Source organism: Paenibacillus sp. FJAT-27812, assembly GCF_001273905.1.
GTDB lineage: Bacteria > Bacillota > Bacilli > Paenibacillales > Paenibacillaceae > Pristimantibacillus.
The window spans coordinates 3,821,571-3,835,257 of sequence record NZ_LIGH01000001.1 but is presented as its reverse complement, the minus strand read 5'-3'; the positions used below and the strand labels follow the sequence as shown (position 1 = coordinate 3,835,257).

Here is a 13,687-nt window from a genome sequence, read left to right as displayed (position 1 = left end):
TTTGCTTAAGCCGATTGGATGCTCTTCTCAGCCGTTCTATCGAATACGCTATTCATGCAATCAACGACTCTTACTTGATCGATAATCGACATATTCGAACCGGACGGCAAACAAATGCCGCTCTGGAATAAACGCTCGCATACGGACTCGCCGCCTTCATGGGCGTAGAATCGGCAGCCTTCAAAGAGCGGCTGCAAATGAAGCGGTTTCCATAGCGGCCTTGCCTCAATATTGGCAGCTGTCAAAGCATCCAGCAGCTCCCCTGTCGTAGATCCTATCTCCTGCTCATCAATGATGATCGCCGTTAACCATCGATTGGAGTTTGTACCGGTTAGCTCGGGCATAAAGCTGATGCCTCTGCGATCCGAGAACGCCCCCACATAGTTTTCATATACCGCTCTTCTTGCTGCCACCCGCTCATCCAGAACCTCTAACTGCGCTCTGCCAACGCCTGCCAGCAAATTGCTCATCCGATAATTGAAGCCCATGCTGCTGTGCTGATAATGTGCGGCAGCATCCCTCGCTTGCGTAGCCAGAAAACGTGCCTTTCGCAGCAGCTCTACATCATTTGAAACGAGCATCCCGCCGCCCGAGGTTGTAATGATTTTGTTTCCGTTAAAGGAATAAATGCCGAATTTGCCAAAGGAGCCGCTTTGTTTCCCTTTATATGTGGAGCCTAGCGATTCCGCAGCATCCTCGATGACAGGCACCTCATATTGCTCGCAAAGCTCCATAATTTCGTCCATCTTGGAAACCTGCCCGTACAAATGAACGACGATAACCGCTTTCGGCAGCTTACCCTGGCGTTTGGCATCCTCAAATGCTGACTTCAACGCCTCTGGCGACATATTCCACGTTTCCGGCTCGGAATCAATGAAGACCGGCTCTGCCCCGCAGTAACGGATCGGATTGGCGCTTGCCACAAACGTAAAGCTTGAGCAAAATACCGTGTCACCCGCGTGAACGCCAAGCAGCTGCAGCGATAGATGTATAGCTGCCGTGCCAGAGCTGACTGCCACCGCGTCCGCAGTGCCAGCATACGCTGCCAGCTGCTTCTCAAAAGCGTCTATATTCGGACCAAGCGGAGCTATCCAGTTGGATTCAAACGCCTCATCGATATAACTTCTCTCCTTCCCGCTCATATGAGGAGGGGATAAATATATTTTTTTCATTTCATTTGCAGACACTTTGCCACACATCCTTTATTCTTTTTTTGAATAAAAAAAACCATTCACTCAAGCTAAACCGCTGCTTAAGAAATGGCTTTATCCTTCACTATGGCTTGTCGTACCTTGAAACGTCGGCATCGTCACATGATTGGCATTCGATACGCCTTCTGAGCGTATGACCTTCTTCACCGTCAGCAGCAGTATTTTAAAATCAAGCGCCAAGCTTTGATTCTCCACATACCATACGTCGCGCTCAAACCGCTCTTCCCACGAGACTGCATTTCTGCCGTGAATCTGTGCCCAGCCCGTTATGCCGGGCTTGACGAGATGCCGCTTCGCCTGCTCTTCATTGTACAGCGGCAAATACTCCATAAGCAGCGGACGTGGCCCAATGAGGCTGAGCTCTCCTTTGACTACGTTAACCAGCTGAAGAAGCTCATCCAGACTAAATTTGCGCATTAGGCTCCCAAAGGCCGTAAGCCTTAAGTGATCCGGCAGCAGATTGCCCAAGCTATCCTTCTCCGAGGTCATCGTCCGGAATTTATATACGTAGAAGGGAACGCCGTGCTGCCCTGGCCGCTGCTGCTTAAATACGATGGGCGAGCCAAGCTTAAAGCGCACCAATATCGCAGTAGCCGCAATAATTGGCGAGAGTACTACAAGCAGAATAGTTGAGACAATAAGATCAAACAGCCGTTTTATCATCAGTATGGACTCCTAATTCAAACTAAAAGCTTATTCGCTCGATGTCAGCATCCGTCTCATTTTTGAGATCATTTTGGGACCGACAACTCGGCTTACAACTCTCTTCACTTCTCCTCTGAGCCTTACGTGAGCGGGAAGCCAAGATTGCGCAAAGTGATGTATCGTGTAGCTGTCATTCGTGATGTAATTTCCTCCGTTAATATAATCATAAGGGCTGAAATAGGTGCGCGGATAAAAGGTTACGCCGTTGCGCAGCACTTGATATTCGCCGTTCAGCTTAAGATCATGCCGGCTGCAAATTTCGGTAATGACTGCCGTATTGGTCGTCATGTCAAGCGAGCCGTCTGGAAGGCGGAAGCTGCGGCTGCTGTAATCATCGAGCAGTTCTTTAATCCACGGATGCCCCTTTGCCGCTCCCATCGTGCCGGATTGCAGGAACGTCTGATCCTCGAAGCCAGAGAAGGCTTCGTGCTGAAGGAATGGGTTCAGCGGCTTAATCACCTCGACATCCGTATCCAAATAAATGCCGCCGTGCTTATAAAGCGCGTATAAACGAACATAATCGCTTACGAAAGCATATTTTTTTGCCTCATAGGCTTCCTTCACATAGCGATTGGAGGAAATATCGAAGCTGTCCTCATTCCACTCCATCACTTCGTAATCACCTAAATGCTTTTGCCAGCTGCGCATGCATTTTTCAATCTTCCTTGGCTTCTCTCCCCGCCCGAACCAGCAATAATGAACGATACGCGGAATTTTGACTACAGCATTCATTTACATCCTCCTAAAACGGCCATTTTATGTAGTCACTTCTGTAATCCAGTCCCAGCGCAATGACGCTTTCATAGAAGTAAAATAAGAAAAACGCTACTAAGATAACGATATAGACAAGCTTCTGATCCTTCTCACGGAATACTTTAATTAACCAAGCAATTAATATGAGCTGGTATAAATTGAAGTAAATAGCCATTCTTGCGAAAATCCAATTTTGAGTCGAGATAATCATTAACACGACGCCAACTAGCGAAATATTAACGATAATATCAGACTTTGGAAAAATGCTTCTAAGCTTTTCTCTGCCAAAATAGGCGATAACAATCGGTATAATCCAGACAATTGCTCTTAAAACATTAGCTCCGCCTTCGTCAAAAGATTCATAGGAGCCGTATTGAGTGTCTTTTATCGCTGTGAATAAAAGCTCGGAAAATTCATTGAAGCCAACGACAATTAGAACAGCAAGCCCAAGGAGAATAGCGGTTGTTCTTGTCCACGCTTTTCTTCGCACAATAAAGTAAATGGGGATCATAATGAATGAACTTTGATGAATGAAAGAAGCGAGTATAACGATGAGTATGTATGGCTTCCACTTGCCTTCTAGCAGAAACTTTGTAGCAGTCAAGACGATGGCGGCAGCCAAAAACTGTCTCATCCCGTTCATCGAGATCGTAAACGTTCCCGTAGTAATATATAAATATACGCTAAGCTCAAACAATCTCGTATATTTATACAACACCATAACGATAAGCAGGTTGGTCACTATTCCTGTCGTCAATATGAGAATCTGCGGATCATCCGATAGCTGCTTCAATAGCATTTGCAAAATATTAAAGCCGATATCATTGCTGTCTTTGATAGACGCCCAGGTGAAATTCCCTATAGAATAACTATGCATATATAGAAAAGTATCACCTATATTTGCTCGAAGACCAGATACAAGAGCAAGCGCCAGAGCAACGATAAGGGCTAGAAGCCTGTTCGGTTTGATCAGTGAAGGGGCGAGCCCTGCTGGTACTGAAAAGTATCTGGCCGCTAATGAGACTGAGAATACGAAAACCAGCGTCATCCACAGTATCGACATTTTATTCGTCCCTTCCTATAAGATCATAATGAACTGCAGCCTTAATGATTTTGCTTTACTACTGTCGCTTTATTTGTGTTCTGAATATAAAAGTAAAGCATTACGCCAAACGGAATCGCGAGCAGCGTTACCCATTTGCGCGGAGACTCCCTTAAAAAACGTTTGTTGCGGATAATCAAGCTGCTGGACACATAATGAATAGCTTCACGTATTCTGCCTTTCCAAGACGGCGCGTAAGCCATCGCCACTTTTCGAAAGAAGGAGAAGCCGCGGGGATTCTTTTTATATTGGTTTATCATGTTCAAGCTCGATCCATCCTGCCGATATTCAACGACACATAACACTTCATTCAAAATTAGCAGAGGATAATCCTGATCGATTAGAATGTATTTGTAAGATAACGGACAATATTTCTCGCCGGAAAATATCGGGTATGGCGGGTATTTTCTCGTTAATTCCGAACGATAAACGAGTTTTTTGTCACCCTTTACCTGATGCAGAGCGTAGAGATCAGTTAGTGTAGAAGACTCCAGCCGCTCTGGCAGCACGGTGCCTATAACCTCGAGGTTTTGAGACACGTCTAGTCCAACAATGCCCGCAAAACGATCATTTCCTGCCTTCCCCCAAAAATTCGTTATTTTCTCGACCGCATCATCTGCCATATAATCATCCGAATCTATACATACATTAAGTTCTGTATCAATGCGTTCATAAGCTGCATTATGAGCGCCATGCATCCCCTGATTCTCTTGAAAATGATAGCGGATCTCCACTTGATTCTCCTCTATCCACCCAGCTACCAGTTCCCTTGTTTGATCCGTTGAGCCATCGTCAATTATGAGCCATACAAAGTTTTTACAACTTTGGCGTTTCAAGCTCTCATAGCAAAGATGAAGCGTATATGCCCGGTTATAAGTAGGCGTAAACACAGTCAACATCGGCTTCAATTGTATTCCCCCCCTTACACTAAAGCTGCTCCCGACATCTGCTCCATATAATAGTCAGACAGCCATTTCGCCATAGTAGACGTATCGTATCCATTTTTTCTTAAAGAATCAGCTGTATCGGCATGCTCGCGGGATGTATTGGATATTTGCTCAGCCCAATACTCGGGAGATTGCTTTAAGCTAATAAACTGCAGCCTGCCTGTGACGTCACTCTCCGTTGTAATCGTATCGGATATCACGCATCGAAGACCTGCAGCTTGAGCTTCAATCAGCACAACCGGCAACCCTTCAAATAAGGAAGGAAACAAAAAGATGTCGATTCCCTGCAGCAGCTCCGATATATCATTTCGGACCCCGAGCAGCTTGACATGCTCCGATAACCCTAGTCTTTCTATCTTCTTCTCGATCATTGTCCGCAGATGCCCCTCGCCTGCCAGGACAAGCATGGAATTAGGCTCCTTGTCATGAACGGATTTAAATATATCGATCAAAAAATCATGATTTTTTTGTTCGTTGAATCGGCCAATGTGTCCGATAACCAAGCGATCCCCAGCAGCGATCTCGGCTCTTATCGCTTCGCGAGCGACAGCGTTGAAAGAAAATTGTTTAACGTCAACAGCGTTATTAAGCACAACCACTTTTCCGGAATCTGCGATCCGTTTTCCAAACAGCCATTTTCCTGCATTTTTAGAGCAGGCAAAATAGCTGCTGGGATTATCCTTCATCGCCAGCCTTGCGTACATGCGGAAGGGCAGCTTGATGTCGAGGCCCAGATCGCTCAAATGACTATGCGTGATCCGGCATGGAACGCCTGCTTTCTTCGCAGCCTTTAGTATAAAACTGCTGTTTTCATTAATATGGGCATGCACGACCTGGTAATTAGGATGCTCCTTAAAAAACAAGTCTAGCAGCCGAAAGTATGATGAATAATTGCCTGGCTTGATTTGCGGCATACGATATATTTTCCCGCCTAGCGCTGCAATTTCTTGATCATAATGACCATTCTCTGCGCGATGAACGATGAAATCAAACTGAATTTTGCTTCGATCCATTTGGCGATAATAATTCATCAGCATTGTTTCCAATCCGCCGCGATTCATAATCGTTACCACTTGCAAGATTCGAACCGGTCTCAACAGTAGTCCTCCCCGTATTTCTTATTCGCATCCAATTGATGGAAGTCAGCATAAAGTAAACAGCGAGCGAAAATTTTATTTTTGCGCATACAAAAAAAGCCTTCCATATGAAAGGGCAATAGCTTATATCAAACTGTTTAAAAGACTGATTGTACCTGCTGCCGTGCAGCATCGTATGCAGTGCTTTGAGCTTCTTCCCGAAGGAAGCAGGCTTACCCTCGCTCATAATATTAAGTCCCAGTCCTACGACATTCATACAAATGCGATTATAGAACGCCGTTTTGTACTCATCATTCAACTGCTTTTCTGCTATAAACGTTTGAATAGCGGCATAGAGCCTATCAAATTTATAGGGAAGCGCAGCATTATAGGTTGATGTGATCGATTCCGTGTTCGCTCGCCAATAATGGTATAAAGGCCGATTTAGAAAAACAAACGATTTAGCATAATAGAAAGCATGAATATTAAACAATGTATCCTCATTGCTTCCGATGATGTCAAGATCCATAAATTTCAGCATGTGATTTTTCAGCAACTCAGCGCGATACAGCTTGGACCAGACCGTTCCCCAAGCATCCAAATTTTCCGGACTAGCCAGTTCCTCTTTTAAAGGGCCAACTAGCCGCCTAAGCAATTTCTCTTGAACCTCGTCAGATCGATATGTTTGTTTGTCTGCCATATCAAAACGTTTTTCCTTCGCGTGCGTCCCAAACTCACGAACGTAGGTACACATCGCTATATCACTGTTTTCCTCAAATGCTGCAAGGTACAATTGCTCGTACATGCTTTCCTCGACCCAATCATCAGGATCAACAAATCCAATGTATTGTCCTCTTGCCGCCAAAACGCCATCGTTTCTGGCTGCAGACACGCCTCCATTCGCTTTATCGATAATCGTCAATCGCGAATCGTGACGGGCATATTTCTGTAAAATCTCCATGCTGGAATCACCTGAACCGTCGTTGACGGCAATAATTTCGATATCGGTTAGGCTTTGGCCAAACAAGCTTTGAAGGCATCGCTCCAAATAATCTTCCATGTTATATATAGGCACGACGATACTGACTTTGGGATTCATTTTGTTCCCCCACCATAAACGGTTTATAAATGTCATTTAGCTCTTTCTTAACTTGTATCAAGCTATACTTCTGAACGATATGCATGCTTTGCATGCCCATTAGCTGTCTTAGCTCAATCGACTCGCTTAGCTGCTTCAACCTTTTTGCAAATACAGCCACGTCATTCTGATCGACCACATACCCGTTTACGCCATCGCGAACAAGCTCCGTATGGCCTCTATTCGCGGCAGCCACAATCGGCAGCCCGCAAGCCATCGCCTCCATAATATTGACGGGCAGCCCTTCGCGCAGGCTGGAGGCAACCGCGACGTCGCACATCGGCAGCAGGCGGTCAATATCGCTGCGATAGCCTAGAAAATGAACCATGGAGCTGATTCCAAGCTGATACGCCAGCTCTTTGCACGCATCGAGCAGCGGCCCCGTTCCCGCAAGGAGCAGCCTTGCATGCGGCACCTGCTCTTTGATCGAAGCAAGCGCATGGATCAGCAGCTGATGGTTTTTGTTGCGATTAAACTCAGCGGCATAGAAGAGCAGGAAATCATCGGTCCGATAATCCAGCTCCTGCCTAAGCCGCCATTTATCGATTTTTTGCATCGGCTTATATTGCATCGTGTTTACCCCAACGCCATGTACCTGCGCAATTTGCTTCGCTCTAAATTTTTTGGTGACGGCAAGCGCATAATCCTCGTCATTTATCGTGATTAGGCAGTCGGTTAAGCGCGACAGCCTTTTTTCAATCGGATAATACAGCATCCAGTTAAGGAGCGACGCCCCTTTGCAAAAATGGAAGCCATGCGCCGTATAAATGACCTTCGTGCCGTTTTTTCTAACCGACGCCGCCGCAAGCCTCGCAAGCACGCCGCCCATCGGCGTGTGGCAGTGAATGATATTATAATTCTGCTGCTCGACGATGGCCTTCAGCTCTTGATGAGCCTTTATATTGTTCAAACGCAAAGGCGACCGCTCAATGGACAAATTAAACTTCCGATCAACGAAAGGGAGGTCCAGCTCGCCCTTTGCGGCGACATGAACCTCCCAGCCTTGCTGCTTGAACCATTCCATAATAGGCAGATGAAAGGCCTTGAAATGATAATCAACCGTTGCGCAAAATAATATTTTATTAGGCATAAGTTTACCATCCTATACTAGAATTATTTTCTAGCGGCTTCTCTTTCAACCATTTGAGACAAATAGTTTAATAGCTCATATCGCAGATCCTCGCGCTGAAGCGCAAATTCGATCGTCGTCTGGATGAAGCCCATCTTCTCGCCCACGTCATAACGCTTGCCCTCGAACTCGTAAGCATAAACGGCTTCGGATAAATTCAAAGCGGCAATCGCATCGGTAAGCTGGATTTCGCCTCCCGCGCCAGGCGTTTGATTGCCCAAAATGTCAAATATCGCAGGGTTTAAAATGTAGCGTCCCATAATCGCCATATTGGACGGCGCCGCTTCTCTTGCAGGCTTCTCTACCAAATGCCTGACCCGGTGGAAGGAATCCTCCATCAGCGTGCCGTCAACGATGCCGTAACGGGAAACTGCCTCGTCCGCTACGCGCTGAACGCCGATTATCGAGGTGTGATACTGCTCATATTTTTCAATCATCTGCTTGATGCAAGGCTTCTCTGCGGAGATAATATCATCGCCCAGCAGTACAGCGAACGGTTCGTCTCCAATGAACTTGCGGGCGCACCAGATGGCATGCCCTAAGCCTTTCGGCTCCTTTTGGCGAATATAGTGAATATCCACCATATCAGCCGATTTGCGAACCTCGCTTAACAATTCGTACTTATGCTTAGCCTCTAAAATTTGTTCAAGCTCCAGCGAATTGTCAAAATGATCCTCAATCGCCCGTTTGCCTTTGCCTGTCACGATAATAATATCTTCAATACCCGACTCGATCGCTTCCTCGACAATATATTGAATTGTCGGCTTATCGACAATCGGCAGCATTTCCTTCGGCATCGCTTTTGTTGCGGGCAGAAATCTGGTTCCGAGTCCCGCTGCTGGAATAATGGCTTTTCTAACTTTCATAACGTTTAGCAACTCCTTCGTCTTTTTAACCTGTAACGGATGCAAATTCGGGAAGCTCCACGATGTTGTTCGCAAGATCAAGCAACCTGATCCGCAATTCCGCTTTGCTCATACTGTCATGGAGGGCGATTATTTCTTCGATCTGTTCAAAATAAATCTCGAATGATTTCCCTATGTAAATTTTCGGGTAAACCTGCTTTTCATTCATTTCATTGTCCTTGAGCATTTCCTCAAAGAGCTTCTCGCCCGGTCTGATGCCCGTGTACTGGATGCCAATCTCCTCGACCGTGTAGCCTGACATACGAATGACGTTTTGGGCAAGATCGGTTATTTTGACCGGATCACCCATGTCTAGAACGAATATTTCGCCGCCTCTAGCGAGTGCGCCCGCCTGAATAACCAAACGCGAAGCCTCCGGTATCGTCATAAAATAACGAACCATGTCGGGATGCGTTACGGTGACAGGGCCGCCCTTCTCGATTTGTTTCTTAAACAGCGGTATAACGCTTCCCCTGCTGCCAAGGACATTGCCGAAGCGAACCGCCACAAACTTCGTCGTGCTGAACCGGTCCATATGCTGAATGACCATCTCCGCAATTCGTTTCGTCGAGCCCATCACGCTGGTCGGGTTGACCGCTTTATCGGTAGAGATCATGACAAAGGTATCAACGCGCGCCTGGCTTGCCGCTTTCGCCGCATTTAAGGTTCCCATTACGTTGTTTTTGAACGCTTCCTCCGGATTTCGCTCCATCAACGGCACATGCTTATGCGCTGCCGCGTGATAGACGACCTGTGGCCGATGAGCTTGCATGACTGCCATCATTTTGTTCGCATCCTGCAGGTCGGCGATTTCGGTAATAAATTCGATTTGGGTATGACCGTAAAGCTCCTTAAGCTCCATCTCTATGGAGTAGATGCTGTTCTCCCCATGTCCGAGCAAAATAAGCTTCTCCGGTAAAAAACGGGAAACCTGCCGGCATACCTCCGAGCCAATCGAACCGCCCGCTCCCGTTACCATCACGACCTTTTGGGTGACATAACCCGAAATGCTCTCGATATCCAGCTCTACAGGCTCGCGGCCTAACAAATCCTCTACCTGCACATCACGAAATTGGCTGACAGAGATTCTCCCTGTAGCCAAATCCTCCAGCATCGGTATAATTTGCGTCTTTGCTTTCGTTTTCGCGCATTCGCTAAAAATCGTATTCAGCTGTTTCTTGCTGAGCGATGGAATCGCGATCACGATATTGTTGATGTCATGCTCAAGCGCAACCTTGGCGATGCTTGCAACCCCGCCGAGCACCGGCAATCCCATAATGTCGAGATTATGCTTGTTGACATCGTCGTCTATGAAAGCCATCGGAATTAACTCCGTATCGCTGTTGCTAAGCAGCTGCCGAGCAAGCATCGTACCCGCTGAACCGGCTCCAACGATTAATGTGCGCTTGCGCAGACCGGCATGCTTATTGTAGCTGCCTCGGAAGATTCGCCAGCAAAGCCTTGAGCCTCCGATCAGCAGCATATGAATCATCCAAGTCACTGCGAGCAAGCGCATAAACACATCGCCCAGCACGACCTGCTGAATGACCGCTGCTGCAAGAATGGAGAAAGAGACTGATTTTGATATGATCAGCAGCTCCCCGACGCTTGCATACTCCCATGCCTTCTTATACAGCTTGTAATAGAAGGAGAAAAAATGATGACTCAATAAGAGCGTGATCGAGCTGATCACGATCGGCGCCGTTACCACATCAAGCGAAGCGCTAAGTAAAAAACGGCTAAAAAAGATGGCGGTAAGAACGATAATTGAGTCGATTAAAATCAATAAAGACAATCTTTGCCGGTACGTCAAAGCCATTTCACCCTTTCCTGTCATACATCAAATAAAGTGGATGCTAATGAAGCGTTAAGCTTTCGCCAATAATCGAGGAGTTTTGATGTAACACCCCTTTAGAGTGTTTAACTAAAAGGCTTTGAACAAAACCATTTAGTTAAAAACTCTAATGCAAAATCCAGGGCATTCAACCCCGCCTCACACCACACTCTTGACGACTCGCGTCTAAGGTTTTTCGTAACCCACAGCATGGCCGAGTGCCTCCATTGATAACGGTGAGGAGACATTACCGAACGTGACTGCCCTTATTAAAAGCATCTTTTGTGCTTTATAAAGAACAGTCGCCCCGTAAAAAAAGCGCTATCCGATTGAGATCATCAAACGCTCTTTTTGTTAAGTATGACGCCGAGAATATTCGCTTTGGCGAACAGCAAGGCACGTTTTGCTTCAATGGCATGCTCTTGCTGCGTTTTGCCGGTTTGCAGTAGCAGGAGCACGCCGTCGCATTTGCTAACAAGCGCATTCGTATCCGGTACGCCGAGTACGGGCGGGCAATCCAGCAGCACCATGTCGTAATGCTCGGATGCATACTGCATCACATCGACCATAAGCTGTGAATCCAGCAGCTCTGTCGAATTATAAAGGCGCTGCCCGCTCGGCAAAATATCCAAGCCTTCGACTTCCGTATTGTAGATAGCCTCGCGAATTTCGAGCTGTTGGCCTAAGATGTTCGACAGCCCTGGCGAGGTTTGCACACTAAAGATCTTGTTAATAATCGGGTTTCTGAAGTTTGCGTCGATGATGAGAACGCGATCGCCTCGCTGCGCCATGCATACCGCCAGATTGACAGTCGTTGTCGATTTGCCTTCACCCTCAGAGGGGGAGGTGACAAGCAGCGAATGAACCTTGCTGCCGTTTGAAGCATACTGAATATTGTTCCGAATGGTTCGGTACTGCTCTGAAATAGAGCCGTGAGGATTAATGTAAGCAAGCAAGCTTCTATTTACATAAGACTTTGACGCTTTTTGCCGTTCACGAACCAATCGTCTCACCCCGCGCAACAATGCTTTTTTGTTTCTTTGATTTTCTGGCATAATCTTTTCGTTTCATTTTGGTTACTTGACCCAGCATCGTTAAGCCGAGCAGCTCTTCAATCTCTCGTTCCGACTTCATAGAATCATCAAGCGAATCGAGCAAGAAGATTAAGCCTATACTTAAAATAAGACCTGCCATAAATCCAACGAACACCATCGTGTTGCTCTTCACGTTAATCGAGAAAGGATTTTCTTCCGCTTTCGTTAATAGCTGAATGTTCGTTACACCGAGCGTAGCTGCCGCTACTTGCCGGAAAGCTTCAACGCCGACGTTGGCAATCTCAGCAGCAAGCTTCGGATCACTGTCCACAACCGATACGACCGTAACAAGCGAACCTTCTACGCTATCGACTCTGATTTGGCTTCTTAGCTGCGAGACAGAACGATTAAGCTCCAGCTCCTCTATGACCTTGTTAAGGACGATAGGCTCGCGAAACAGCACCTTCACCGTGCCCATCATTTCTGAGGACGCAGCAATAATCATTCTTGCGGATGAGGCATACATGGGCGTTTCGGGTCTAGAGTTGTAAACGCCTGCTAGCACTGTAACGGCCATCGTAATGAGCACAACGATCCATAGCCGCTTTCTAACCGTGGAGTATAAAGCTTTGAGATTAATTTCTTTGACCTTTACTCTGTCTATCTCGTTGCGTGACGCAGATAGATCCTCTAACCTTTTCCCATCCATTCGCACACCTGCTTAATATGTTTGTTATAAAGAACGATAACACAATATTAGTTCTTTATATAGAACATGTCAATACACGTTTTTCTTTTTTTTCACTCAGCTTCAGTTATCGATATGAAGAATAATGATATTTGATGTTTTCTTTTTCTCGCTCAAATAGACGCTGTCCTCCGTCCTGTTTTCCTTCCACATGTTCGAGCGGATCAGGTCCTTTAAAGCTTGAAAATCGCCTTTGCTCATTCCCTCATCAACAGCGTTTTTAATAATGGATCGCCATTCCTCGTCCAATACTTCATCGTCATGAATTTTTGGTAAATGCTCTTCTCCAAGCAAATACTCAATGTTAGAATCCAAAGGAGCTGCAATTTTTGCCATTACCTGAAGAGATGGGTTGTTCTGCATATTGCGTTCGATGTAGCTCAAATAGGACTTGGATACGCCTGCTAGGTCGGCAAGCTTCGTTATCGAATAGCCCTTTTTTTCCCGTAGACTTTTAATCCGTTCCCCAATCATAAGATTCTCCTTCGGCCAGTTTAGATCCTAACGATAAGCTAACAACCTGCAACCAAAATAAAAGACGTTATAACAGACAATATAGCTATTGTAGTTCTTTAAAAAGAACAGGTCAATACAATTCCGCTTTCTTTGTCAAAAAAATGCGCTTTGAAAAAAGAAAAAACACCGATTACCGGTGTTTTTCTCGAACCTTTTTATAGGCAAAATGCGGGAATGCGGCTTTCTTATTCCTTGTTGCCCTGTTCCTTATCCTTCTCCTGCAGCTCGAGCAAATAATCTTCAAGACGATCGTATCTCTCTTCCCATAGCCGGCGGAAAGAATCCAACCAATCATCCAGCTCAATGAGCGGCTGATGCCGCAGCTTGTATATGCGCCTGTTTGCGCTAGGCTGTACTTCAACAAGTCCGGATTCATAAAGGACCTTAAGATGCTTGGACGTTTGCGGCTGATTAAAGCCAAGTTGTTCAGCTACTTCTCCCACGGTCAGCGGGCCGCTGCGCAAGAGCTCGACAATATGCAGACGGTTTGGTTCGGCAAGCGCGCTAAATAACGTTTCATTCATACTCAAAACCTACTCCAAAAAAGCGATTATAGTAACGATGACCTTACATGACTCTATACGTATTT

14 protein-coding genes are annotated in these 13,687 nt (G+C 46.1%); all 14 read right to left on the bottom strand.

Features of this window, described 5'->3' with window-relative positions; genetic code table 11:
• Positions 1-5 precede the first annotated feature (5 nt).
• Entirely contained in the window at positions 6-1,172 is a 1,167-nt protein-coding gene (locus ADU23_RS16195; RefSeq protein ID WP_141680366.1) for an aminotransferase class I/II-fold pyridoxal phosphate-dependent enzyme, read from the bottom strand.
• A gap of 93 nt (positions 1,173-1,265) precedes the next feature.
• Positions 1,266-1,871, bottom strand: a complete 606-nt coding sequence (locus ADU23_RS16190) for a sugar transferase (RefSeq protein ID WP_053377671.1) — start codon at positions 1,869-1,871, stop codon at positions 1,266-1,268.
• Between the two features lie 33 nt (positions 1,872-1,904).
• Positions 1,905-2,648: a glycosyltransferase gene (locus ADU23_RS16185; protein WP_053374668.1), complete on the bottom strand. Its 744-nt coding sequence runs from the start codon at positions 2,646-2,648 to the stop codon at positions 1,905-1,907.
• Positions 2,649-2,658: 10 nt separating this feature from the next.
• Positions 2,659-3,732, bottom strand: a complete 1,074-nt coding sequence (locus ADU23_RS16180; protein ID WP_053374667.1) for an EpsG family protein — start codon at positions 3,730-3,732, stop codon at positions 2,659-2,661.
• Between the two features lie 41 nt (positions 3,733-3,773).
• Complete coding sequence (locus ADU23_RS16175; protein WP_053374666.1) at positions 3,774-4,679, bottom strand: glycosyltransferase family 2 protein; 906 nt, start codon at positions 4,677-4,679, stop codon at positions 3,774-3,776.
• Between the two features lie 14 nt (positions 4,680-4,693).
• On the bottom strand, positions 4,694-5,815 hold the full coding sequence (locus ADU23_RS16170; protein ID WP_053374665.1) for a glycosyltransferase family 1 protein: 1,122 nt from the start codon (positions 5,813-5,815) through the stop codon (positions 4,694-4,696).
• Positions 5,706-6,893, bottom strand: a complete 1,188-nt coding sequence (locus tag ADU23_RS16165) for a glycosyltransferase (protein WP_063846019.1) — start codon at positions 6,891-6,893, stop codon at positions 5,706-5,708. Before ADU23_RS16165 ends, ADU23_RS16170 begins: the two co-directional genes overlap by 110 nt.
• Complete coding sequence (locus tag ADU23_RS16160; RefSeq protein WP_053374664.1) at positions 6,856-8,022, bottom strand: glycosyltransferase family 4 protein; 1,167 nt, start codon at positions 8,020-8,022, stop codon at positions 6,856-6,858. Before ADU23_RS16160 ends, ADU23_RS16165 begins: the two co-directional genes overlap by 38 nt.
• A gap of 23 nt (positions 8,023-8,045) precedes the next feature.
• The gene (galU, locus tag ADU23_RS16155; protein WP_053377670.1) at positions 8,046-8,927 is read right to left on the bottom strand and encodes a UTP--glucose-1-phosphate uridylyltransferase GalU; all 882 of its coding nucleotides are present in this window, start codon (positions 8,925-8,927) and stop codon (positions 8,046-8,048) included.
• Positions 8,928-8,952: 25 nt separating this feature from the next.
• Positions 8,953-10,779: a polysaccharide biosynthesis protein gene (locus ADU23_RS16150; protein ID WP_053377669.1), complete on the bottom strand. Its 1,827-nt coding sequence runs from the start codon at positions 10,777-10,779 to the stop codon at positions 8,953-8,955.
• A 359-nt stretch (positions 10,780-11,138) separates the two neighbouring features.
• Positions 11,139-11,804: a CpsD/CapB family tyrosine-protein kinase gene (locus ADU23_RS16145; protein WP_053374663.1), complete on the bottom strand. Its 666-nt coding sequence runs from the start codon at positions 11,802-11,804 to the stop codon at positions 11,139-11,141.
• Positions 11,794-12,543: a YveK family protein gene (locus ADU23_RS16140; protein WP_082198294.1), complete on the bottom strand. Its 750-nt coding sequence runs from the start codon at positions 12,541-12,543 to the stop codon at positions 11,794-11,796. Before ADU23_RS16140 ends, ADU23_RS16145 begins: the two co-directional genes overlap by 11 nt.
• A gap of 102 nt (positions 12,544-12,645) precedes the next feature.
• The gene (locus ADU23_RS16135) at positions 12,646-13,056 is read right to left on the bottom strand and encodes a helix-turn-helix domain-containing protein (RefSeq protein WP_053374662.1); all 411 of its coding nucleotides are present in this window, start codon (positions 13,054-13,056) and stop codon (positions 12,646-12,648) included.
• Between the two features lie 227 nt (positions 13,057-13,283).
• A complete protein-coding gene (locus ADU23_RS16130) occupies positions 13,284-13,622 on the bottom strand; it encodes an ArsR/SmtB family transcription factor (RefSeq protein ID WP_053374661.1) in 339 nt (112 codons plus the stop codon).
• Between the last annotated feature and the right edge of the window lie 65 nt (positions 13,623-13,687).